The organism is Collinsella sp. AM29-10AC, assembly GCF_003469085.1.
In the GTDB taxonomy this organism is placed as follows: Bacteria; Actinomycetota; Coriobacteriia; order Coriobacteriales; family Coriobacteriaceae; genus Collinsella.
The window spans coordinates 1-22,497 of record NZ_QSKB01000021.1; the positions used below are offsets into that span (position 1 = coordinate 1).

A 22,497-nucleotide genomic window follows, 5' to 3' on the forward strand; every position below is an offset into this window, starting at 1 on the left:
TTATACCACGGTGGCATCACCTATATGTCAATTATGGTCTAACAGAGCCAAAGGATAAGGGGTATATTCAAAAAACTGGTGATGGCAGCTGGATGCTTAATTACGCTGCAATCTACCGCGCCGCGATCGAAAACGCTTGGGAGCCCCCGAAATCTTAAGTCCACAGCCCGACTATCGACGTGGGCTTCTGTCAAACAACCGAGTTAAAAACCACTGAGCCAGAATCCGCTTCAATAGAAGAGGATTCTGGCTCAAATGATATCCGACCATTCACGCAGCATGTCTACCGCAATCTGGCAAGAATCGAGGACGGGGAAACCGTCATCGAGGTCGTGAAGGTCGGTAATCGCCAGGCGTCTACAAAAACATGCCGCGGATGTAAAATGAAGCAAGGTCGAACCGAAACAGTTCCCGGACAATTGGCGTCCGGCCAGACACTTCGATTCGACCCTTTCTCATACCTGCATCTAAAATACTCCCATAATCATTCTCGACATCTTTAACGCCATCACTCTCCCGCCACCAGCACGTCGTAGGTGCTATTTTCAACGAATCGATATGACCGCCCATTCATGTTCTTTAAGGCACGTGATACCATGAAAACGTGCGGTATTTCTCCAATCGAAAACCTGCGTGAACGTATGACTTGAGACGCTTTTAGAACTCACCAAGCGCAGGACAAACACAACTCAACAGCGGCCGCGTATTTGTTCCCAGCCGTACGGCATGGCGGAGCCATGCCCATTGTTGATTGGAGTGCCGCACGATGACAGACAACCCGAACGACAGAAAAATCAGCGAGACGCCCGGCGTGAAGGACGTCCTCGATGAGGCCGCCGAGCAGATTGAAAAGGCTTGGCGAGAGAAGCTGCTGCGCGAGACCGCCGATCTCAAGACCGAGAACGCGCTGCTCAGGGCCCAGCTCGACAAATTCAACCGCAAGCTCGCCGAGGCGACGGATCGGAATGAAAAAATTGAGGCCGACTGCAATGAGCGGATTGCCTTTATAGAGGAGAAGTTCGAACTCGATACCGCGAGTCTCGAACTCGAGAACGACGAGCTCCACGCCGCGGGCGTCAGGCACCTTTCCCGTGCTAAGGGGCTCGGCAGGCAGGTCGCCCAGCTCCACGCCGAGGCTGAGGCCATGGCCGATGAGATCGAGCGACTGCGCGGCGAGCGTGACGCTGCGTTGAAAGCCCAGGCCGAGCTGAGCGATGCGCTCCTGGCCCAGCACGACCTGATGGCCGCGGTAGCCGCCCTCAAGGACCGCCTCGCCGCCTCCGAGCAGCGGGCAGCCGCGGCCGAGGCCAAGGTCGAGGCCATGACCCAGATGAAGGATGAGTAGGTCGCATAGCATCTAATTTTCTAGAAACCCTCTAGAGCATTTCTAGGGGGTTTCTAGAACTGAGAACCGGGCGCAGCACTTTCGATCGGCACGATGTCTCGATAGACCAGGCGATGCCTGTCGTCGCGCCATTCGTCGCCGTGGTAATGCCCGAAGAGCCAGATGCGATAGTCGAGCCGCCCGTCGAGCTCGCCCAGGAAAGTTTGCAGCGTATCCCCGCCGCACTCACGTCCGCGCTCGCGGCACAGCTCTCTAGCCAGGGCAGCAGGAGCCTCGTGACTCACCACGTAGTCGACCCTCCAGCCTACGCGGTTGAGCGAGGCGCGGCAGTGGTCCATCTCTTCCTCGCTCGGCATCTCCTCGGGCCACCAGCTCCTCCCCTCCTTGCGATACTGCCTGTCGTTGCTCGCGGCGCCGCCCATGGCAAGGACTGTGAACCCGTCGATATCGAACACCTCTCCGCGCATCAGGTGCAGCACGTGCGGTCGCGCCTCATGGACGAGGCCGCCGTTCCACTCCCGCACCGGCAGTTCTGCCAGCATCCGGTGGTTCTCGTGGTTGCCGTCTACGAAACACGTGGTCCATGGTTTTGACTCAAACCAATCGAGCCAATACCTCTCAGCATTCGAGCCGTCCCAGACAAAGCCGAAGTCGCCGGCCACGATCACCGCGTCATCGCGCGTCAGGGTCCGGCCCAGCGGCCAATTTTTGAATGCAAACCGGCTGGACCCGTACTCGGCCCTGCCGTGCACGTCGCCTGTCACATAGACCGTCATCAGTACGCACCCCACGGCAGGAGTTTGTCCCCGAGTCTCACGATTCGGTCATACAGCACCGTGTGCCGTTCGTCCGGGTTGCCGTCTCGGTGAAAATGGCCGTAATACCAGTGCTTATAGTCCAGGCGGTCCTCGAGCTCATCGAGGAATCCGGTCAGCCGGTCCACATCAGGGCGTTCCCAGCCTGGGTCCGGGTAGAGCGTCGGCGAGAGCATACGCGTGGCGCAGGTATGGGTGATGACGCAGTCGACCTTCCAGCCGGCCTCGTCGAGCTTTGCCCGCACGGCATCGAATTCGCACTCATCCGGGAGCTCCTGAGGCCACCAACTGGAATACGGCACGCGGTATTCCCTGTCCACGCTCGTGGCACCGCCCATGGTGAAGATTGTCGAACCGTCGAGCTCAAAGACCTCGCCGCGCGTCAGGCGCCGAATGGGCGAGGTGTCCGACAGGCGCTGCGTCAGCCCGCCATGCCACGGCTCCATGGGGCGCTCCTCCCAGTGATCGAAGCGCTCGTGGTTGCCGTCGACGAACAGTACCGTGTAGGGGCGCGACTCCAGCCAGGCGATGTCGGCGCATTCCTCGGCAGAAAAGTCCCACGGAAAGCCAAAGTCACCGGCAACGATGAGACAGTCGTCGCTGGTAAGACTATCGCCAAGCTCCCAGTCGCGGAGCTTTTGCATGTCGAGTCCACCGTGGATGTCGCCCGTCACATAGACCGTCATCGAATCACCTCTTCCCTCTTGTACGCCGCCAGCTCGCGCTCGACCTGTCTGTCGCCGGTCTCGTTGACCCACCAGGGCCATTTCACCCGGCCGCACGGCTCGTCGACTCCGGCGAACCATTCCCTCAGCTCATCGAGGCTCACCGGGGAGTGCCCGTTGGCATCGCAACCGACGTCGTAGCGCAGAAGGCCCTGCTTGCGGTTGAACTCGTTGTACGCGCCGCCGCTGCTGTGGATGTGCCCGTGGAGGTGCCACGATCCATGGTTCATGCCCTGCCAGTCGGCCATGGGGTAATGGCTCAGGACGATCTTCCGCCCGTCGATCTTGAGCACGCAGATTGGCGGCTCCACGGTGAAGGCGCCCGTGACCGCCGGCTGGGTCCAGTCCTTGTCGTGGTTTCCCGGGACGAGGTGGATGCGCCTGCAGGCGATCTGCTTGCGCAGCCCGTAGGCGTCCTGGGCGGTCATCTTGAATGAGAAATCCCCCAGGATGTAGAGCTCGTCGTCCACGGCAACCTTGCCGTTGATGTTGTCGACGATGGCGTCGTTCATCTGCCAAATCGTCTCCCACGGGCGGTCGGTGAACTTCAGCACGTTCTCATGCCCGAAGTGGGTGTCGCTGGTAAACCAGATCATTTTTATGTCTCCTTTTATCGCTAAAAAACGTTCTCCTTCGAGGTCAGGAGACGTTTTATGAGCGACATGAGGTGCATATCCCTCATGTTTCAAGCTCCAATCTGCCGGATTTGCCCAACTATATAAGTTTACGCCCACGCGCGAACAGGATTTGATTTTTGAAATATGGACGAATTCCTCGTCAGGAGGGTAAAATGGTGCCGACGGCAGCCCAAGTTGTAGAGAGCTGGGCAGAGCCGTTGCTTAATGAAGTTGGGTCATCGTCTTAGCGACGGTGGCCTTTCTTTTTGGGCTTCGAACCCTGCTTGAGTGCCTTGGAAAGGCCGACAAGGGCCGTGAGGAGCGAGACCATAGCGGTCAGGAGCTTCACGAGCTCGGTGAAATCGGTCATGGGCATCACCTCCCATCAAATGGAGGGCTCTGCCCGGCACGAGGGCTGCCGACAGCAAGGACGATTCTATCAGAGCGGCTGACCCCCGCCGATCAATTCATACTCCTCATCCTCACCGAATTGCGAGTATGGCAGAATCGGCACTGGATGGCAGCGCGCTAGGGCACCGACGATAGGCTTTCCAAAACTAGCGAGGCGCGTCGCCGCGATCGTAATCGCCTCGGTCGACCGCACGATCGACCTGCGGCGAGATGTCGCCGTTGCCACCATGGTCTCGTCCTGCGGCGCGAACGCGGTCATCGCCAGCATCGGGAACGGCGCCGGCGTAACGGTTGCGAATCTCTCTTGCGTAACCGCGCCGGGCAAGAAGCTCATCACGAACCGCCGGATCCTCGAGCAGATCTTCATCGCACTTCGGTGCGATGAACTTAGGAAAGAGATTGTAGGCGACGCCCTTGCTCGCCTTTGCCTGCTCGACCCACGCCGAATACGCCTTCTTAAGCCGTTGAATGTAAATCTCGCAACGCCTCTCATAAGGAAGGGCTCGCTCGGCCTCCAGCACGTTATTTTTGAAGGCCGCCTCAAGTTGCTTGACCGCAAACCTCCCGTCAAGACGAGTCAGGTTGAAAGTGCACTTCGGGTTGCCGGCCTCCTTGATATCGAGATCTGTCGCATAGACTCGATTGTTCTTGATGAAAATGTCTACGCCCCATGAGGCAAGTAACTTTTTAAACTGCTCCATATTCTTCGGATGACCTTCGTTGATTGCAAGATGGATCAACTCGCGCAGATAGTTTTTATAACTGTACTCTCCCCGCTCAACGATTTTCTTTTCAGTGTCGCGCGGCTGTCGGTCTCGAATCTTCGAGTTCTTCTTTCCCTTTTCGAGCTGAGCGAGATTCCAGGCCTCGTCCATTTCACGAACCCACGCAGCGCGTTCGTACTTTCCGCGACGCCCGCCCGTCTCGCAACGCTTACCCGTCAAAAGATCCGTGCGGTTAATCGCCATATGAACCGCGTAGCGTTTTCCCGCCTTATCGCTTTCCTCATGCAACGCGACAATCACTTGTTGATGCGGGTAGTGTTTCGCAAGCCATTGCTCCGCGTAGGCCATACACGCATCGGGGGTCATCTTGCCTCCGTTGCAGCTGCACTCCTCGGGCAGAAAGGCGAGAATCTGATGAAGCATCGTTATGTTTTTCGCGCCGGCACGCGCGGGCCTGTCGTGATGGAACATCTTCCGCGTCATAGCCATTTCGGAAAACCAGTGCTTTCCGTTCGCGAGGTTCCAGCCGCCGCGGGCCAAAGCATTCTTTCCGTTAATGTACTTGCGCAGGTGCTTCGCGTAGCGCTCGGACGAAACACCTTTCTGCTTAACGACGGTCATCGAGCTCACCGCCATCGGTGAAATAGCGCTGTTCGAGCTCTTCGATGAAGAGGGTGACTTTACGGGCATTTTGGTAAACCTTTTCAAGCGTTCGGAAAACCGCCTTCTCGTTGTAGGCCGGAAGACCTTGCGCATTCACAAAATACATCAGCTGGTTGAGGTTCGTCCCCTCGCGATACAGCTCGTGATAGATTTTTGCGACCTGGCTCATATCGAAATCGATCATCTCGATTTTCCCGGCCAGCATCACGCGGCGGGCATACGCACTGACGGTCGTGCCGAGCGCATCCGCCTGCTTGCGAATCGCCTCGTGCTCGCCATCGGTGACTTTGACGTAAATAACCTCCGAGCGCTTTTCGTTCGAATCCTCTGAAACGGTTTGCAGCTTTTTGCTACGGCCACCGTTCTTATCTTTGGAAATGACTAGATCATCGAACGATTCATTCCAATGAATCAGTGCATAGCGAATGAATTCGGCTTTCGTCATGCCCGCCTTTTCTGCCAAAGCGGAAAGCGTTTCGTATTCTTCAGAAGTGAGTGTCGCCTTAACGGTGTGCGGACGTTTGCAACTCATCATTCATGCCCCCAGGAAAGCAGAGCGAATCGGTGAGGCCACCGATTCAAAACCGATATGAGATTGCTTTCCTTTTTAGGAGCGACTGACGTCGCGCCGATTTTTGAAGTGACGCCGTCACTTTACTTAGAAATGAAAGGCGAACTTCATTTCTAACTTTATCGCCGTGGGAGGCGATAAACAAGATGTGTTGGCAGATAAAGGGGGCGAGTATGGCCCCATTTATCTAGCCCAACACCAATCTTGCAATCACCGGAACGGCGATTGGGCGGAGCGTAGCGTAGACACGAAACGAGAGGCCTCGTTTCGAGCGAAAGGCTTCGCGGTGTCGTAGTGTCAGCGGAGACCGTGAGCGGAAGCGAATTTTTAACGCGAAGGATGCTGAGTGTTAGAAATTCGCTGTAGCGAGAGCGAAGCGGTAATGCGAACGCGAGGGATGCCGAGTGTTTGCATTACCGCGCAGCGGACTCCGGGCGAGGGCTGGAGCAAGATGATGGAAGACCTTACCGATTTGCGGAAGTTTTTACCCGAAGCATCCGGCACCGCCGGATTCTTTTGGAGCGGCCTCTCGTTTGATTGCTTTCCTATCGTTTGCTCCCAGACTGGGCGTTTAAAAAAGGCGACCGAAACCGGCCGCCCACAAATAAATAATCATTTACCGAACGTAAGAGGATAGGAACGATGTACATTACTCCCAGTGACCGGCGACGTCGACAACCCAATGTTGTCCCGTAGCCTGCTGTTCATAATGTCCTTGGTCCTCAGAGGTGGTATACGAATCATTGATTGCAGAACCGCCGCTAGGATGCTGCGCATCGCCAAAAGTAGCGTGAGCGTGAGCGTCCATTTCGGCTGCAGATCCAAATGCTGCGTGGCATGCACTGCAGATCCAACGCTCATGGCGCGTATAAACCACATTCGGCACCCAGACCTGGCTGTAATCTGTCTCCCAGTGGCCCTGCTCGGCAACCCACTTCTTCTGGCTGCCGCCGTTGGAAGAGGAATTGTTGCTGCCGGAACTCTGCGAATTGCCGGAATTCTGCTCGGACTGGGAGGAATCGCCCTTGTTGTCCGACTTCGAGGAATCGGAAGACTTGTTATCCTCCTTCTTGGAGTCATCGGACTTCTGGTCCTTGTCGTCGGACTCTTTCTTCTCCTCGGTTTTGGTTCCAGAGGTTTGCGCCGCCTTTTCTTCGCTTGGCTTCTTTTTGTCTTTATTCTTTACCGCTGTGGCGGCCCTTTCCGTAGAGCCGCTTCCCTGCTTTGCAACGCCGGCACATCCAATCTGAGGTGCCGAAAGGCACACCAGAAGCGCAACGATAATAGCCTTTGTTCTCACACCGATCTCCCGGTCCATGAAACCGGGCGTTGGACACTAGCCGATATCCAACGCCCGGCTCGCTTTTACATCTGCTCGCGGCGCTTCTTTTGATCGAGGAAGACGCCGGCTGCCACGAGGACGGTACCGCCGATGGCGAACGTCTCGCCGATGAGTCCCGCGCGGTCACCGGTCTGGGCGAGGCTGCCGGTCTGGGCGGTATCCGTGCCGGCGAGGTGCTTCGGGCTGTATGCCGCCTGCTGCTTTGCGGCCTCCTCCGCATCCTGTCGGGCAATCTCATCGGAAAGCTTCTGCTCCGCTGCGATGCGGTCGGACTTCGCCGACTCGTAGGCGGCGAGTGCCGCATCATAGCCGGGCTGGAGCCCGTCCACCGCGGCCTGCTTCTCGTCCAGGATGGCCTTGGCGGGCGCGACCTTGGCACGTGCCTCGACTGCTGCGGCGAAAAGCGCGTTGAGGGCGTCATCCGCGTTCACATCATGACCGGAAGCGATCGCCGCGCCGGCGTCGATGGAGTTCAGCTTCGACAGCTTGGCGTCTGCCTGTGCCTTTGCCTGCTCGGCGGCAAAGACCAGGGACTCGGCGGCGATGGTATCCGCCTTCGCAGCATCGAGCGCGGCCTTGGTGTCATTGACGGCCTTTACTGCATCCTGCTCGCGCTGCTGTGCCTCTGCGAGCTTCGCGGCAAGATCGGTAAGGATGTCGAGGTTCGACTGTGCGTCCTCGAGATCGGTCTGGGAGCCGGTAAGCTTGTCGGCGGCAACGCCGGTGTCGGCCTTTGCGGCATCGACGGCACGCTGGGCATCCGCGAGGGCGCTTGCGGTGGTATCCGCCTTTTGCTTGGCGGCTGCGAGGACCGCCGCCTTCTCGGCCTGGTCGGCTACCGCCGCGTCGTGGGCGCTCTTTGCGGTATCGACCGCCTTCTTGGCGTCGGCGACGTCCTGGAAGAACTTCGCGAGGTCGGCGTTCGCATCCATGACGTCCTGCTGCTTGGCCTCGGTGTCCGCCTTGGCGGAATCCAACTTAGACTGTGCGGTCGTTACGGCTGCGTGGGCGGCATCAAAGGCGACCTGCTTCTGCTGGACGGTCGACTTTGCCGTATCGACTGCCGCGTTGGCAGCTTCGAGGTCCGATTTCGCCGCATCAAGCTCGGTCTGGGCATCCGTGACGCCCTGCTGCTTGGCGGCGACATCAGCCTTGGCGGCATCGACGGCACGCTGGGCATCGGCAACGCCCTGCTTCGCGGAATCGACATCTGCCTGTGCGGAATCCGCTGCGACCTGCTTCTGCTGGACGGTTGCGGCGGCGCTGGCGGCTGCCTGCTGCTTGGATGCGAGATCAGCCTTGGCTGCGTCGAGTGCGCTCTTGGCGTTCTTGAGACCGTCGATGTAGGAGATCAGCTTCTGCTCGTACTCGTCGACGGACATGGGGTTCATGTTCCAACCGGAGCCTGCCCAACCGCCGTATTGCAGCGTGAGCGAGAACGTCAAACGGGTGTCATCGTTCAGACCGCATCCCATGACAGCATAGTCAGGGTTGATGATGTTCATGTAATGACCGATACGGTAGTAATCGAACTTGTCCTGGTTGGCGTACCAGAAGTCGTAGGCGTCCTTTCCGGAAAGATTCGTCGCACCAAGGGATGCTGCAGTCTTGTCAAACAGATCCTTTTCCTGATAGATCCAGGCCTTGCAGGGGTCGCGATAGCTCCAGGCAAGGTTTTCACCGACATCGAACTGCTGGGCATGCTCTACATTTTTCGTCGAATAGTTTGCATCTGCAATCGCTGCCGCAATGAGCTTATAGCTTACCTCAAGCTCGGAAAGGCCGACGGACTTACGGTAGGCGTTCACGTTCTTCATGACCGTGATGGACGAAAGCATGTTTTCAAGGCCCGTTGCGTCGAGACTGTTTCCGATCTCGGTGTAGTCTTTGTACGTGCAGTTCTGGATGATCTCGATGGCTGAATCGGCACCCATGGCCTTGAAGAAACCGATGGCTCCCTGCTTGAGCTGCGCGTCTGCGAGATCCACCTTCGTTTGTGCCTCGTCGACCTTCTGCTGGGCGGCGGTCACGGCCGCGTCTGCGGTATCCTTTGCGGCCTTGGCGTTCGCGAGCTCTACGTCGGCGGCTGCCTTGGCGGACTCGGCGTCCTTGACAGCCTGCTTCGCGGCATCCAGCTTGGCGACGGCGTCGGCATTCGCCTGCTTGGCGGCATCGAGGTCGGCGTTCGCGGCATCGAGTGCGGACTGGGCGTCGCCCACGCCGGATTTGGCATCGGCCGCGGCCCGCTGCTTTACGGAGAGGGACGCCTGGGCATCATTCAGCTCGGACTGCGCCGTTGCTGCAGCGGACTGCGCCTGCTCGAGCTCGGACTCGCACTGGGACTGCACCGCTCGTGCGGCAGCGAGGGCTGCCTCTGCGTCTGCGACCTTCTGCTTCGCGGCATCGTACTCCGGGCCGCTGGCGCCTGCCTCCGCTGCGGCGAGGTCGGCTTTCGCCTTCTCGTAGGCGGCGCTGGCGGCTGCGGTCTTCGCATCCGCCGCGTCCTTGTTCTGCTTGGCTGCGGCGAGGACAGAATCGGCGGCATCCTTTGCAGACTGGGCCGCAACCAGCTTGGACTGGGCATCGGCAAGCGTCGCGTTGGCGTTGGCGAGTTCGGCCTGTGCCCTACTCACGGCATCCTGGGCGTCGCGCACGGCCTGCTCGGCGGCACTGATTGCCTCCGGGGTGGCGCCTACGGCATCGGCCTTGGCTTTATCGAGGGCGTCCTTGGCATCCTGGGCCGCCTTGAGGGCGGACTGGTACGCTTCGTCCTTCTCGGATGCATCCGCCTTGGCGTCTGCGAGACCCGTCTTCGCCTGCTCGAGGTCCTTGCCGGCGGCATCGGCGGCGTCCTTGCCCTCCGCGACCTGACGGGCGTACTCGTCCATTGCCGCTCGGTCGGCTGCCGTGCCGGCGCTGACTGCAGAATCGTAGGATGCCTTGGCCTGGTCGCGGGCGGAAGCCGCCTCGTTGTAGGGACCGGAGGCCTCATCGTAGGATGCCTTGGCGGCGTCCTCCTTCGCCTTCGCCTCGTCGACTGCCTTCTGCAGGTCCGTGATGGTCTGTGCGGCGGATTTCGCGCCGGCACCGGATGCCGCGCCGGCGTGGGCGGCGATCGGCGACATCACGGCGGGGTGCTGCGTGCCCCCGTCACCGGTCTGGGCGAATGCCGTGAACGGTGAGATGAGGCTCGATCCGGTCATGGCGGCCATGGTCGCCGCGGTGACGGTCAGACGCGCGATCCCCTTCGGGGCGTGAATCTTTTTGCTTGGCAGTGTGGCGAAGTGATCGCCACCGGCAGCGAAATGCTTTCCCTGAGTCATTGCTATTCCATTCCTTTTCCATGCCATGTCCGACTAGGCATCAGAACTCTTTCCAATAAAGGTAATTATGCGCCTTAACAGGGATTGTTGTATATAGTCCGTTGGCATAAATACAACAATCCATGACTCTTTTTGTCATGGATACGAAGACGCTTCAGAAATCATTCGGCATGAGATGCAAAGAGCTCCGCGCTGGACTCGGGTACAGCCAGGAGCAGTTCGCCAATTTGATTGAGATGGATCGTTCCTACTACGCGAGCATTGAAGTCGGACGAAGAAATGTCAGTCTTTCAAACCTCTGCAAAATTGCCAATGGATTCAACATGTCAATTGCTGCACTCATGACTGGTGTTACTGAGAAAACGGATTAGTCTATCAATCAATCAGCGAACGCAGTGAGCGAATCAATCGACGGCACAGCCGGCGGCAAGGTCACGGCACGTGACCGCGCAGCGAGCTCTGCGAGCGAAGGGGACGGCATCGCTGTCCCTATTCTTTATCGACGGCTTAGCCGGCGGCAAGGACACGGTACGTGGCCGCGCAGCGAGCTTCGCGAGCGAAGAGGACTGCATCGCCGTCCCTATATCTTTATAGTATATTTCTCTATTAATTGGTTTCACCAAAATGGGTATAGCGCAAGCTTCTGAACAGGCGTTTTTATCAAAACTCAAAGCAGCCGAATCATCAAAATGGTGAAATTTTTTACCCAAATTGAGGAAGCGATTCACCAAAATGGAACCGACTAACGGCTGTTGAAAACTTTTTATCCCCAAAATGGTGATTTCCTGTTTTCAGTGGAAAACTCGGTAAATTAAATTATTTACTTACCAGATTTACAAACAAAAGCAGTTCTTAACCCTAAAACCAGAACAGGTCAGAAGCAAAATTAACTCCTGACCTGCGATTTTTCTGGTGCCCCCGGGCGGATTCGAACCGTCGACACCCGCTTTAGGAGAGCGGTGCTCTATCCCCTGAGCTACGGAGGCATGTTGTATTAGTGTAGCAGATTTACGCCGCTGTAATGCAGCGTATACCCACTCTTCGAAGTTGCGGTGGAACAGCCCTCCGGAAAGTGCGTCCCACTATCCAGGCAAATTCTGGGTCAGACTTTCCCCATGAGACCTTGCTAGGAAACTGTGACCCAGAATTTCGGCTCGAAACGGGACACGGTTTCCCAAACGACCCCGTTCCGGAAACTACATCCCGGAATCGACGCTCGAACTGGGATGCACTTTCCCGATCGAGCCACATGGGAGACTGCGCCCCACTTTGAGGGAGCGCTCTTTAATGACTACTTGCCTTTGTGGAAAAGGTTTTTGATAACGGAGGGGATGCTCTTGGCGCCCTTGGCCGTCACATCGATAAAGTCAGGCGAACGCACGAGCTTATCCTCGTCGACGTACTTACGGACCGCGCGAAGCGTCTCTTTATCGTCGCGCGTCGAAAACGTAAAGTGGCCGTTGTCCTTGGTGAAGATGGCAAAACGCGTAATCTTCTTGGTGCCGCGCAAAACCTCGGCGGCGATGTAGTCGACCTCATCCCACGGGATTTGAATGTAATCCTCGGGATTGCGCTCGTTATAGTACTCGAACGCCTTATTGCCCACCATCACGTTGCCGTGGCTGGTAAGCCCCATTAGGCAGGTTGCCGGCGTTGCCAGATCGACCGTGCTGTTCTGAGATTGCGCCATGCGCGCCTCGCCCTCCAAATAAAACAATCGGACCGCATCCAGTGTACCCACCGGGTGCGGTCCGTTTCAATGGCTCAAAAGCCCTTGCCTAGCAACTCTCGGTCTTAAGCCGAAGCGTGCTTACATGAAGCCGCAGACGCGACCGATGATGCCGACGGCGAAGAGAGCCAGGATGATGACGATCGGGCTGACCTTCTTCTTGAGGAGCTTGCAGACCAGAAGGGTCAGGCACACGGCGGCAAGGCCGGGGATGAGCTGATCGAGGTTGGCCTGAAGCGTGGTGACCTTCACCGGGTCGAGTGCGTTGGCACCGACAGAGCTGTACATCGTCAATGCCTGCTTGATGCCCTCAGAACCGGCGGGCAGGTTGGCCCAGTCGATATAGGCGCCAGCGGACTGCGTGACCTTGGAGACGACCGGGGTGAAGGAGATGGACACCCAGCGCTCGACCAGGGCGCCGATGATGAACATACCCAGGATGGAAGCACCCTCGGTGACCTTGCCCATCAGACCGCCGGAGAGGTCCTTGGCGATGGAGGAGCCGACCTTGTAGCCAAACTCCTGCGTGTACCACAGGAAGGCGTAACGGATGATGTTCCACGCGAAGAAGAACAGCAGCGGACCGGCGATGCTGCCGGACAGGGCCAGGGAAGCGCCCAGTGCACCCAGAATCGGGCGAAGGGTGAACCAGAAGGCGGGGTCGCCGACGCCGGCGAGCGGGCCCATCATACCGACCTTGACGCCCTGAATGGCGACGTCGTCAATCGGAGCACCGTTGGCGCGCTCCTCCTCGAGGGCGAGGGTAACGCCAATGACGGGGGCGGAAACATAGGGGTGGGTGTTATAGAACTCCAGGTGGCGCTTAAGAGCGGCAATCTGGTCATCCTTGCTGGTGTAGAGCTTCTTGATCGCAGGGATCATTGCGAAGCACCAGCCGCCGTTCTGCATACGCTCGTAGTTCCACGAGCCCTGAAGGAACTGATGACGGAAGCAAACCTTCTTACGGTCAGCCTTGGTGAGCTGAATCTTGTTCTCTGCCATATGTATCACTCCCCTCCTACTCGTAATCGTTCAGAATGTCGCCGAGCGGGTCACCGGAGCCACCGCCCATGCCGCCACCCTGCTTGGCCAGATCCTTAAGGCCAAGGTAGATGAGGGCAAGGGAGATGCCGATGAGGCCAAGGGCGATCAGCGTGAGCTGAGGGATGGCAGCAAGGACAAAGCCGAGGATGAAGAACGGCCAGGTCTCCTTGGTGGCCATCATGTTGATGACCATGGCGTAACCGACGGAAGCGACCATGCCGCCGCCGACGGCCATGCCGCCGGACAGCCAATCGGGCATAGCGTTAAGCGCGTTGGTAACGGCCTCGGCCGGGATGATGCACAGAAGTACTGCCGGGATGGCGATACGAACACCCTGCATGAGGATGCCGGCGTACTGCCAACGCTCGATGCCGGCGAAGTCGCCCTTCTCGGCGCAGGCGTCCATGCCGTGAACCATAGCGGTAGCCAGGGTACGGCAGATCATGGTCAGGAACAGACCAGCGACCGACAGCGGGACGGCGACGGCGATGGCGGCGGTAACGGCCTTGGCCGAATCGGTGGCGCCACCGTTGAGGGCGAGCACCATGATGATCGAAGAAGCGACCGAGGCCAGAGCGGCGTCAGGCGCGACGGCGGCGCCGACGTTAGCCCAGCCAAGGGCCATCATCTGGAGCGAACCGCCCAGGAGGATGCCCTCCTGAAGGTGACCGGTTACGAGACCGATAAGCGTGCATGCCACGAGCGGCTGATGGAACTGGAACTCATCCAGAATGCCTTCCATACCGGCAAGCAACGCGACAATCGCAACAAGCAGAATAGTGATTGCAGACATGTATCGGACCCTCCTTTACTATGCTTGAGCGGCCAGTTCGGCCTTAGCTTTCTTCAACATGGCGTCGAGATCCTCGGAGGAATCCGAAGGAACCTTGCGGACCTCGAACTTGACGCCCTTGGCCTTGAGAGCCTCGATGGTCTTGACATCGTCATCGCCCATGGCGACAGCGTTGGTGACGACGACCTTGCCCTTGGAGTGGGCCATGGAACCGATGTTGGCTTCCTTGATGTCGACGCCGGCCTCGATGGCCCTGAGCAGATCCTGCGGGTTCTCGAACAGCAGCATCGCCTTGGTGTCGCCAAAGCGCGTGTCCTTGACGACCTCGGCCATCTTCTTGATAGGCACGACGTTGGCGTGGACTCCCGGAGGGGCAGCCTGCTCGATCATGGTCTTGCGGAGCTCGTCGTGAGCAACGCCGTCGGAGACCACGATGATGCGGTTGGGGTTGATCTGCTTGGTCCACGTGGTGGCCACCTGACCATGCAGCAGACGCGTGTCGATACGGACGTGGGCGATCTTGATGTGCCCGTCGCCGATCACCGTTCCCGGAGGAATGGCACCCGCAGGAGCAGCGGCGGCCGCAGCCGGCTTCTTCTCCTCGGGCTCCAGAGACTCGGGCTTGACGCGCACGCCGGCCTTAGCCTCAGTCACGAGATGTTTTGCGATCGCATGTGCAGTGTTCTTTGCGTCAAAGCGCTGCGAATATGCCTCGATGAGCATAGGCAGGTTGACACCGGTGACGATAGCCCAGGAATCGTGGCCCTCGATGAGCCCGCTGATCTGATTGAACGGCGTGCCGCCCCACAGATCAACGAGGAAGAGCACCTGCTCCTGGTCCTCGAAGGAAGCGATTGCCTCCTCGACCTTGGCACGGAAGTCGTCGGGGCCCATGCTCGGCTCGAGCGAGACCACGGCAACAGACGGCTGATCGCCAAAGACCATCGAGCCCGTCTGCTTGATTCCAGCCGCCAAGTCACCATGGCTAGCAAGAACAATACTTACCATCACATAACCTCCTTTTTGTCTACGTATTTCCTACACGACAATAAAGGAGTATACCTGTTCGCCTTGTGGATTTATAGCTAAATTCGCAAACGGTTGCATTATTTGTTTAAACGTCTAAGTTTGTTACAAATTGATTACGTTGCTGATTTACAGCTCATTGTCTACTAAAACGTGATTTCCCAATTACTTTCACAGATATATACAGACACTCTGTTCATTAACGCCGCTTTTAGGTTAATCCCAATGCGCCTGCGTGCCGCTATTTTGTTTAAACAGACATAACTTGACTAATTGTATAACTTATGCTCTAGCGCAAGTAGTCGTTGGGGACGTTCTTAAACGACTAGTCAAACAAGAACGTCCCCAACGACTAGGGGCTAGACGATGTGGAGAGGGTTAGCGGCGTCGACGGCGTCGGGGGCGTCAGAAGGGCCGTCGGGGGCAGCGTCCGCCGGATCCTCGTCGGGGGTCTCGATCTGCTTGATCATGACCTCTTGGCCCTGGAGCAAATAGGTATCGCCACTGCCGCAATGGGGGCAGGTCTTGCCGTGCTCGACTGTCGCATAGTCGCGGCCGCACGCCTCGCAATGCGTCACGGCCTCGACGGGCTCCACGATAAGCTCCGCGCCCTGCGTGATGGACTTTTTATCTGCCGCCCAGCGCCAAGCGTCGAGCAGCAAGTCGGGAACGACGCCCGAGACCTCGCCCAGCAGCAGCGTGACGCTCGAAACGCGACGCACGCCATTGGCGCGCGCCACGTTCTCAACATCGCGAATAATGTGATAAACGATTCCCAATTCATGCAAGGTAGAAACCTTTCAACAACGGTTGATGCGATGCAAACTCAAAGCAAGGGGACAGCGAAATCTAGTCTGCGCCGTCCCCTTACCCGCCATGGTTACCTATTTACGACCGAACTTGATTTTGATTGCACGCTTTAAAGCATACTTGCCAAGGCTCGGGAGCTTTTGCTCGTATTTGACCATCGTGGAGCACTCGGGGCGGTCGCGATCCAGATGGATGGCGTCAAACGCGCACTTGGTGGTGCACAGGCCGCAGCCGATGCACTTGTTGGGGTCGACGATCGAGGCACCGCAGCCCAAGCAGCGAGCGGTCTCGGCGCGCACCTGCTCCTCGGTAAAGGTCTCGACGTACTCGCTAAAGGGCGCAGCCTTCTCGCGCTCGCGGTCGACACGTGCCACCTCGCGGCTCGCGTTGTCGTAGCTCTCGAGCACAACGTCGTTGCGGTCGAGCGCGGTGTAGCGGCGCTGGTTGCGGCCGATGGTGAGCGTGGAGCCCGGCTGCACAAAGCGATGGATGGACACCGCGGCCTCGTGACCGGCGGCAATGGCATCGATGGCAAAGCTGGGACCAGTGTAGACGTCGCCGCCCACAAAGATGTCGGGCTCGGCGGTCTGGTACGTCTGCGGATCGGCAAGGGCACCCTGGCCGCGGCCGAGCTCCACCTTGGAGCCAGCCAGCAGGTCGCCCCACACAATGGACTGGCCAATCGACATGACGACACGGTCGGCATCGACACGGCGCAAGTCGTTCTCGTCATACTCGGGCGCAAAACGGCCCTCGTCGTCAAAGACACGCGTGCAGCGCTTGAAGGTGATACCGCACACACGACCGGCCTCGTCCAGGTGAATCTCCTTGGGGCCCCAGCCGCAGCTAATGTGCGCGCCGTCCTCAATGGCCTCGCGACGCTCCTCCTCGCTGGCAGGCATCTGGGCCTCGCTCTCCAGGCAGAACATCTCAACGTGCTCGGAACCCAGACGGCAGGCGTTGCGGGCAACGTCGATGGCCACGTTGCCGCCGCCCACCACGATGGTGCGGCCGGGCAGCGCATCGATCTTGCCGCTGTTGACCTCGCGCAAGAAGTCGACGGCCACGGTCACACCCTCGGCGTCCTCGCCCGGAATGTCGGCAAGGCGGCCGCCCTGGCAGCCAATGGCAACGTAGAAGGCCTTAAAGCCCTGCGCGCGCAGCTCGTCGAGCGTCACGTCGCGGCCGACTTCCACGCCATAGCGAAACTCGGCACCCATCAGGCGAATGATCTCGACCTCCGCCTCGATAACATCCTTCTGCAGCTTAAAGCTGGGAATGCCATAGGTGAGCATGCCACCCGGGCGCTCGTTTTTCTCGAACACGACGGGCTTATAGCCCTTCTCGGCCAGATAAAAAGCGCAGGACAGACCAGCCGGACCGGCACCGATGATGGCAATCTTCTGGTCGAAGCCGCCAGCACGCGTCGGGGTCACCACGGGCGGGACATAGCGGGTCGCTGCGTCCAGATCGCGCTGGGCGATAAACTTCTTGACTTCGTCGATAGCCACGGCGGCGTCCACACGACCGCGGGTGCAGGCATCCTCACAGCGGCGATTGCACACACGGCCGCAGATAGCGGGCAGCGGGTTCTCGCGCTTAATGAGTGCTAGGGCCTCGTCATAGCGACCCTGCGCCGCGAGCTTCAGATAGCCCTGAACGGCAACGTGCGCGGGGCAGGCCGTCTTGCAGGGAGCGGTGCCGGACTCATGCGTCTCGATACGGTTGTCGTTGCGGTAGTTGGGCGACCACTTGGTGTGGTCCCACTTGGTGGCATCGGGCAGCTCCTGGCGCGGATACTCGGGCACCTGTCCGCCAGCCTTTTTGCTACAGAGCTTCTGGCCCAGTTTGGCGGCGCCGGCCGGACACACCTCAACGCAGCGACCGCAGGCCACGCACTTGTCCTTCTCGACCTTGGCGACGTAGGCCGAGCGCGACAGGTTGGGCGTGTTGAACAGCTGCGAAGTGCGCAGGGCGTAGCACACGTTGACGTTGCAGTTGCAGATGGCGAAGATTTTGTTCTCACCGTCGATGTTGGTGATCTGGTGCACAAAGCCGTTGTCCTCGGCCTGGCGCAGGATGTCGTAGACCTCCTCGCGCGTCACATAATGGCCGCGGTCGGTCTCGACCACGTAGTCGGCCATATCGCCCACGGCGATGCACCAATCGGCCGGGTCGTCGGCGCAGCCCTCTCCCATCACGCGACGGCTCGCGCGGCAGCTGCAGGTGCTAGCGGCATACTTACCTTCGTATTTGTCGAGCCAATGCTCGATATGCTCGATCGGCACCGAGGTGCTCGCGGCATCGATGGCCTTCTCGACCGGAATGACATGCATGCCGATGCCGGCACCGCCGGGCGGCACCATCGGCGTGGCCTTGGACAGCGGTCCCTTGGACGCCTGCTCAAAGAACTTGGCATAGACCGGATGCTCCTCGAGCTGGCTCACGCGCATGTTGAGGAACTCGGCGGAACCCGGCACCAGCATGGGCAGCACCCACTGCTTGGCGCGCTCGGGGTTTTCCCAGTTGTACTCGAGCAGACCCGTGTAGCTCATGTCGTCGAGCATTTTTTCGATATCGGCCTCGGGCATGCCGGTGAGCTTGACCATCTCGGGCAGCGTATAGGGACGGCGCATCTTCATCTTGCAGAGCACTTCGGCCTGCTCGTCGGTTGCGGCCTCGGCAAACGACCAGTACTCGTAGCCCAGCAGCTCGTCGCGGTGCAGCAGGCGGTTGGTGCAGTGCTCACACAGTTTGACGATGGCCTCGCGCGGATGCTCCGGTATCGGCGGCACGAACTCCGCGCCGATATCGGGCTCGGTATAGCTAATCCCCGGTCCGTTGAGAATCATAGTCGTCCCTTCTCTTGCCACAGCCCGGCGAGACCGCGGCGCCCCTCTTTGTACGGGTTCGACATGCCCCCATGCCGTTCACCCGCTATTGTTGACATTGTGTCAAAAACAGTATTGACGAACCGTCAACAATATTCAAGACTGTTAGGCGAACGGTCAGGCAAAAGAGGATGAAAGGCGGCAAAACATGGGCAACAACGCAGCAGATATCTCTGTGGTCGATGCCGTCCCCGCATCCGATAGCGCGGCAAAACGCCTGACGGGCGACGAGCGCCGTCGCGAGATCCTCGCCGCTGTGCGCGCCGTGAGCGCCGAGCTTGGTGTGTCCCATCTTTCGGTATCGGCCGTGACCAAGCGGGCTGGCTGCACGCGTTCGCTGTTCTACCACTACTTTGCCGATATGGATGCCGCCGTCACCGCCGTTATGGACGAGGCAATCGACGGCTTTATCGCCGAGCTCGAGCAGTGGAACGCCAGCCGCACGGTTGGCGACATCGAAGGCGCACTCGACACCGTTGCTCCGCTCTTTAAGCGCCTGGTCGTGAGCGGCCACGAGTTGCCGAGCACGCTCACCTCGAGCAGCGGCGCGCTCTACGGCGGCTTTTTGCACAACGTGGTCCAGCGCGTGGCGCAGTATATCTGCGATACCACCGTGGTGGATTTTGTCGCCCATCACGAGCTACGCATCGACCATGTCTACGAGACGTTCTACACCCTCATCATGGGGCTGCTGATGTATATCCGCACGCACCCCGATGTGCCCGACGAGACAGTCAAGGAAATCATCGCCTCGACGCTCCATATCGAGGGCTATACCGCCAAGTATCAGGAGCGCAAGCCCCAGAACTGACGACATTTGGCCAAACTGCCCGCGATCAGAAGAGGGGCCGCGGGCTTGTGAAAGGAGAGCAGCATGCTGTTCGATGTTTGGGGTAGCAATACCCTTATCCACTGGGCCGGCTGGGCCATGGTCTTTATTGGCCTGATCGTGCTCAACGAGGTCGGCCGCCGCACCAAGCTGGGCGCGGCCATCATCTTTGGCGTGGCTCCGCTGGCCATGACCATCTACTGCGTCGCTATCGCCATCGGCGTCTCACAGGGTGCCGAGTGGGCGCTCACCAACCCCACCCATGTGTACCAGAACAGCTGGTTCCACTACGCCAAGGTATACGCGGCGCTGGCCGGTTGCTGGGGCTTCATTGCCATTAAGTACCAGTGGGGCAAGATCGGCAAGGCGCATTGGTTCCGCGCGTGGCCGTTTGTGATCGTCGCCATCAACATCATGATCGCCGTCGTGTCCGACTTTGAGAGCGCCTATCACTTCTTTGTCCTGGGCGAGTCCACCTGGGTCACCTCCGAGGGCGCCACGCAGCTCGCCGGCTGGAACAACGTGTTCAACGGCATCGCCGGTATCATCAACATCTTCTGCATGACCGGTTGGTGGAGTGTCTACGCCTCCGAGGATCAGACCGACATGCTGTGGCCCGACATGACCTGGGTCTACATCATCGCCTACGATATCTGGAACTTCTGCTACACCTACAACTGCCTGCCCACCCACTCCTGGTTCTGCGGCTTTGCGCTGCTGCTGGCGCCCACCGTCGCCGCCTTTATCTGGAACAAGGGCGGCTGGATCCAGAACCGCGCCTTTACGCTTGCTATTTGGTGCATGTTTGCCCAGGTGTTCCCGTACTTCCAGGAGGAGTCCATCTTTGTGACCCACTCCACGCTCGACCCCGGCGCCGCTACCGCGGTCTCGATCGCCGCACTGGTCGCCAACGTCGCCGCGATCATCTACATCGCCTACCGCGCCAAGAAGCTCGGCCGCAATCCCTACAAGCAGGATGTCTTTGAGGGCACCAGCGATTGGGAGAAGGCCACCGCCCGCCGCGCCAAGGTTGATTACGCTCACGCCGAGTAACGTGTTGGCCGCTGTTGGCACTTGGGCATAGGCCCGCTCACCAGGCCTTTCAATCCAATGTCTCGCAGAGCCCCCGAAAAGCGCTTCGCTCGCTTTCCGGGGGCTTTTTTCGTTGCGCCTCTATTCATCTATTCAAAAACACGCGCATATATAAAATCGGATTTCAAATCATGCGGCGGCTCTATGGAGCCCCATTTTTGGGTACAGTGTTGTCCCGATATTGAGCTTGGGGGATATATGAAAGATGAGACGATGGGCCAAGAGGATGCGGTCCAAGATGCAGAAGCGTGTGCCGAGGCCCTGGAGAGTCTAGACCAGATCGCGCTGGCCGAGATTACGTTTGACGATTCGAGCGTTGATGTGCAGGATGAGCCGGAAATCGAGGCGCAGCCCGATAATCAGGATGCAAAAGACGATGGCGCCGCGCCCACCGAAGACGAGGCGGGGCACGAGGAATCCGAATGTGAGGCCGACGACCAGACCGAATCCGACACGAGCGAGGAAACCATCTTGCTCGACAACTTGCCGGCCGAAGATTCGCTGACCCGCGAGCTCCCTGGCTTAGGCTCTGCGCCTGCCGTGGACGAGACCATCGCCATGGGCGATATTCCCCTACCGTCCGTTCCTTCGGCACGCGAGGCCGAGGTTCGCCATCGCAAGATGTCGCCCAAGCGCCGCAATCTAATGGTCGCCGGCGCTGTGGCCGTTGCGCTTGTCGCCGGCGGCGCAGGCTACGCAGCCTGGAACGGATACCGGCAAGAGCAGGCTGCCATCGCCGCCGCCAATGCCCACACGATGATGTCGGTGCAGATTGGTGTACATGCCGCGGGGCTCGACTGTTCCACCGGCTCCAAGATTCCCGTACAGGTGAGTGGCCAGGATTCTGACGGATCCTCCGTAAGCGAAACACTCTATGTTGACGAGCACGGCCGTGGCATCAAACTGCTACCCGGTGACTACACGCTCTCCGTTGCCGCCTCCCCCATCGCGTCCGACGGCACCGTCTATACCGTGCCGACCACCAAGGCGCAGGTCACGATCAAGAGCGACGGACAGGACCTAAGCAGCCAGGCCGCCTTTAAGCTCAAGGTGCCTTCGGCCGACACGGTAACCGACGACCAGATCGATGCCGCCGCCAAATATGCCGAGGAGGGAGGCGCGAGCTCCGCCGCCACCGCCAAGGTGCTCCAGCAGGCGGCAACCGCGCGGCGCGACGCCGCCGTCAATGCCGTGAGCGCGCAAAAGGCACAGGCGGCCCGTGATGCCGACGCCCGTCACAAGGCAACCGACCTCTACCAGCTCGATATCCCCGTCGAGTGGTACGGCAAGGTCGAGACTTGGCAAAATGGCAGCACGCTATGCATCTATCTTGCCGGCGACAGCGATACGCCGATTGTGACGCTCGTCGCAGTGCGCGAGGGCGAGAGCTTTACGCCCGATGAGGGCGATACGGTTTTGGGTGCGGCCAACCTAGGCAACGGTTATACCGTCTACGCCAGCGGCCCCGTCTATCCGTACGTGGTGCCCCAGACCATCAACGGACGGACACAGAATCCCGTGTCGACCTACCCCATGGACACGGCCATTGAGCTTGTCGAGCTTACGACCGGCAACCGCTATACCTATAGCCAGATCAAGAACGTACTGGTCGGCAAAGACGGCAAGGCCGACGCTGCCACCAAACTCGAGACCGACTATCTCGCCCAGATTCTCCTGCCGAGCATCAAGGCCCAGGACTAGCCTGGCGCAGCAAGGTGCTCCCCAACTGTGATGAAGGAGCCAGGA

The 22,497-nt window shown here is 59.1% G+C and carries 20 protein-coding genes and 1 tRNA gene; 5 read left to right on the plus strand and 16 right to left on the minus strand.

What is annotated here, in order from left to right; translation table 11 throughout:
• Positions 1 to 357: 357 nt before the first annotated feature.
• Complete coding sequence (locus tag DW754_RS10985; RefSeq protein ID WP_117759068.1) at positions 358 to 570, minus strand: hypothetical protein; 213 nt, start codon at positions 568 to 570, stop codon at positions 358 to 360.
• Positions 571 to 766: 196 nt separating this feature from the next.
• Here DW754_RS10985 and DW754_RS07640 point away from each other — a divergent pair, with 196 nt between their 5' ends.
• Positions 767 to 1,345: a hypothetical protein gene (locus DW754_RS07640; protein WP_117759070.1), complete on the plus strand. Its 579-nt coding sequence runs from the start codon at positions 767 to 769 to the stop codon at positions 1,343 to 1,345.
• Positions 1,346 to 1,398: 53 nt separating this feature from the next.
• Here DW754_RS07640 and DW754_RS07645 read toward each other — a convergent pair whose 3' ends face one another.
• From DW754_RS07645 to DW754_RS07675, 8 genes are all read right to left on the minus strand, one after another.
• Positions 1,399 to 2,121, minus strand: a complete 723-nt coding sequence (locus tag DW754_RS07645; RefSeq protein WP_117759072.1) for a metallophosphoesterase — start codon at positions 2,119 to 2,121, stop codon at positions 1,399 to 1,401.
• A complete protein-coding gene (locus tag DW754_RS07650; RefSeq protein ID WP_117759074.1) occupies positions 2,121 to 2,846 on the minus strand; it encodes a metallophosphoesterase family protein in 726 nt (241 codons plus the stop codon). The genes DW754_RS07645 and DW754_RS07650 overlap by 1 nt, the downstream gene beginning before the upstream one ends.
• Positions 2,843 to 3,481 carry a hypothetical protein gene (locus tag DW754_RS07655; RefSeq protein WP_117759076.1) on the minus strand — a complete coding sequence of 213 codons (639 nt, stop codon included), beginning with the start codon at positions 3,479 to 3,481 and terminating at the stop codon, positions 2,843 to 2,845. The genes DW754_RS07650 and DW754_RS07655 overlap by 4 nt, the downstream gene beginning before the upstream one ends.
• A 265-nt stretch (positions 3,482 to 3,746) precedes the next feature.
• Positions 3,747 to 3,872, minus strand: coding sequence for a hypothetical protein (locus DW754_RS11220; protein WP_255413117.1), 126 nt, complete (start codon positions 3,870 to 3,872; stop codon positions 3,747 to 3,749).
• Positions 3,873 to 4,059: 187 nt separating this feature from the next.
• Entirely contained in the window at positions 4,060 to 5,259 is a 1,200-nt protein-coding gene (locus tag DW754_RS07660) for a relaxase/mobilization nuclease domain-containing protein (protein WP_158561638.1), read from the minus strand.
• Positions 5,246 to 5,836 (minus strand): ribbon-helix-helix protein, CopG family, encoded by a 591-nt coding sequence (locus DW754_RS07665; protein WP_117759080.1) that lies wholly within the window; start codon positions 5,834 to 5,836, stop codon positions 5,246 to 5,248. Before DW754_RS07665 ends, DW754_RS07660 begins: the two co-directional genes overlap by 14 nt.
• Before the next feature lie 685 nt (positions 5,837 to 6,521).
• Positions 6,522 to 7,190, minus strand: coding sequence for a hypothetical protein (locus tag DW754_RS07670; protein ID WP_233508908.1), 669 nt, complete (start codon positions 7,188 to 7,190; stop codon positions 6,522 to 6,524).
• Positions 7,191 to 7,237: 47 nt separating this feature from the next.
• Positions 7,238 to 10,537, minus strand: coding sequence for a CAP domain-containing protein (locus DW754_RS07675; protein WP_117759082.1), 3,300 nt, complete (start codon positions 10,535 to 10,537; stop codon positions 7,238 to 7,240).
• Positions 10,538 to 10,707: 170 nt separating this feature from the next.
• Between DW754_RS07675 and DW754_RS07680 the strand changes: the two genes are divergently transcribed.
• Complete coding sequence (locus tag DW754_RS07680) at positions 10,708 to 10,908, plus strand: helix-turn-helix domain-containing protein (RefSeq protein WP_229108195.1); 201 nt, start codon at positions 10,708 to 10,710, stop codon at positions 10,906 to 10,908.
• 539 nt (positions 10,909 to 11,447) lie between these two features.
• Here DW754_RS07680 and DW754_RS07685 read toward each other — a convergent pair.
• The 7 genes from DW754_RS07685 to DW754_RS07715 all read right to left on the minus strand — a co-directional run bounded on the left by DW754_RS07685 (position 11,448) and on the right by DW754_RS07715 (position 18,791).
• Positions 11,448 to 11,523: transfer RNA gene (locus DW754_RS07685), tRNA-Arg, on the minus strand.
• A gap of 305 nt (positions 11,524 to 11,828) precedes the next feature.
• On the minus strand, positions 11,829 to 12,227 hold the full coding sequence (locus DW754_RS07690) for a DUF956 family protein (RefSeq protein ID WP_117759121.1): 399 nt from the start codon (positions 12,225 to 12,227) through the stop codon (positions 11,829 to 11,831).
• 120 nt (positions 12,228 to 12,347) lie between these two features.
• Positions 12,348 to 13,268, minus strand: a complete 921-nt coding sequence (locus DW754_RS07695) for a PTS system mannose/fructose/sorbose family transporter subunit IID (RefSeq protein ID WP_117564942.1) — start codon at positions 13,266 to 13,268, stop codon at positions 12,348 to 12,350.
• A gap of 16 nt (positions 13,269 to 13,284) precedes the next feature.
• Positions 13,285 to 14,103 carry a PTS mannose/fructose/sorbose transporter subunit IIC gene (locus DW754_RS07700; protein ID WP_089573274.1) on the minus strand — a complete coding sequence of 273 codons (819 nt, stop codon included), beginning with the start codon at positions 14,101 to 14,103 and terminating at the stop codon, positions 13,285 to 13,287.
• A gap of 18 nt (positions 14,104 to 14,121) precedes the next feature.
• Positions 14,122 to 15,111: a PTS sugar transporter subunit IIB gene (locus DW754_RS07705; RefSeq protein WP_089573275.1), complete on the minus strand. Its 990-nt coding sequence runs from the start codon at positions 15,109 to 15,111 to the stop codon at positions 14,122 to 14,124.
• Between the two features lie 377 nt (positions 15,112 to 15,488).
• The gene (locus DW754_RS07710) at positions 15,489 to 15,917 is read right to left on the minus strand and encodes a hydrogenase maturation nickel metallochaperone HypA (protein WP_117637935.1); all 429 of its coding nucleotides are present in this window, start codon (positions 15,915 to 15,917) and stop codon (positions 15,489 to 15,491) included.
• 96 nt (positions 15,918 to 16,013) lie between these two features.
• On the minus strand, positions 16,014 to 18,791 hold the full coding sequence (locus DW754_RS07715; protein WP_199411465.1) for an FAD-dependent oxidoreductase: 2,778 nt from the start codon (positions 18,789 to 18,791) through the stop codon (positions 16,014 to 16,016).
• Positions 18,792 to 18,978: 187 nt separating this feature from the next.
• Between DW754_RS07715 and DW754_RS07720 the strand changes: the two genes are divergently transcribed.
• The 3 genes from DW754_RS07720 to DW754_RS07730 all read left to right on the plus strand — a co-directional run bounded on the left by DW754_RS07720 (position 18,979) and on the right by DW754_RS07730 (position 22,452).
• Entirely contained in the window at positions 18,979 to 19,641 is a 663-nt protein-coding gene (locus DW754_RS07720) for a TetR/AcrR family transcriptional regulator (protein ID WP_117583630.1), read from the plus strand.
• A gap of 63 nt (positions 19,642 to 19,704) precedes the next feature.
• Positions 19,705 to 20,712 carry a DUF5692 family protein gene (locus DW754_RS07725; RefSeq protein ID WP_117759084.1) on the plus strand — a complete coding sequence of 336 codons (1,008 nt, stop codon included), beginning with the start codon at positions 19,705 to 19,707 and terminating at the stop codon, positions 20,710 to 20,712.
• A gap of 237 nt (positions 20,713 to 20,949) precedes the next feature.
• Entirely contained in the window at positions 20,950 to 22,452 is a 1,503-nt protein-coding gene (locus tag DW754_RS07730) for a hypothetical protein (protein ID WP_117759086.1), read from the plus strand.
• The last annotated feature ends 45 nt before the right edge of the window (positions 22,453 to 22,497 follow it).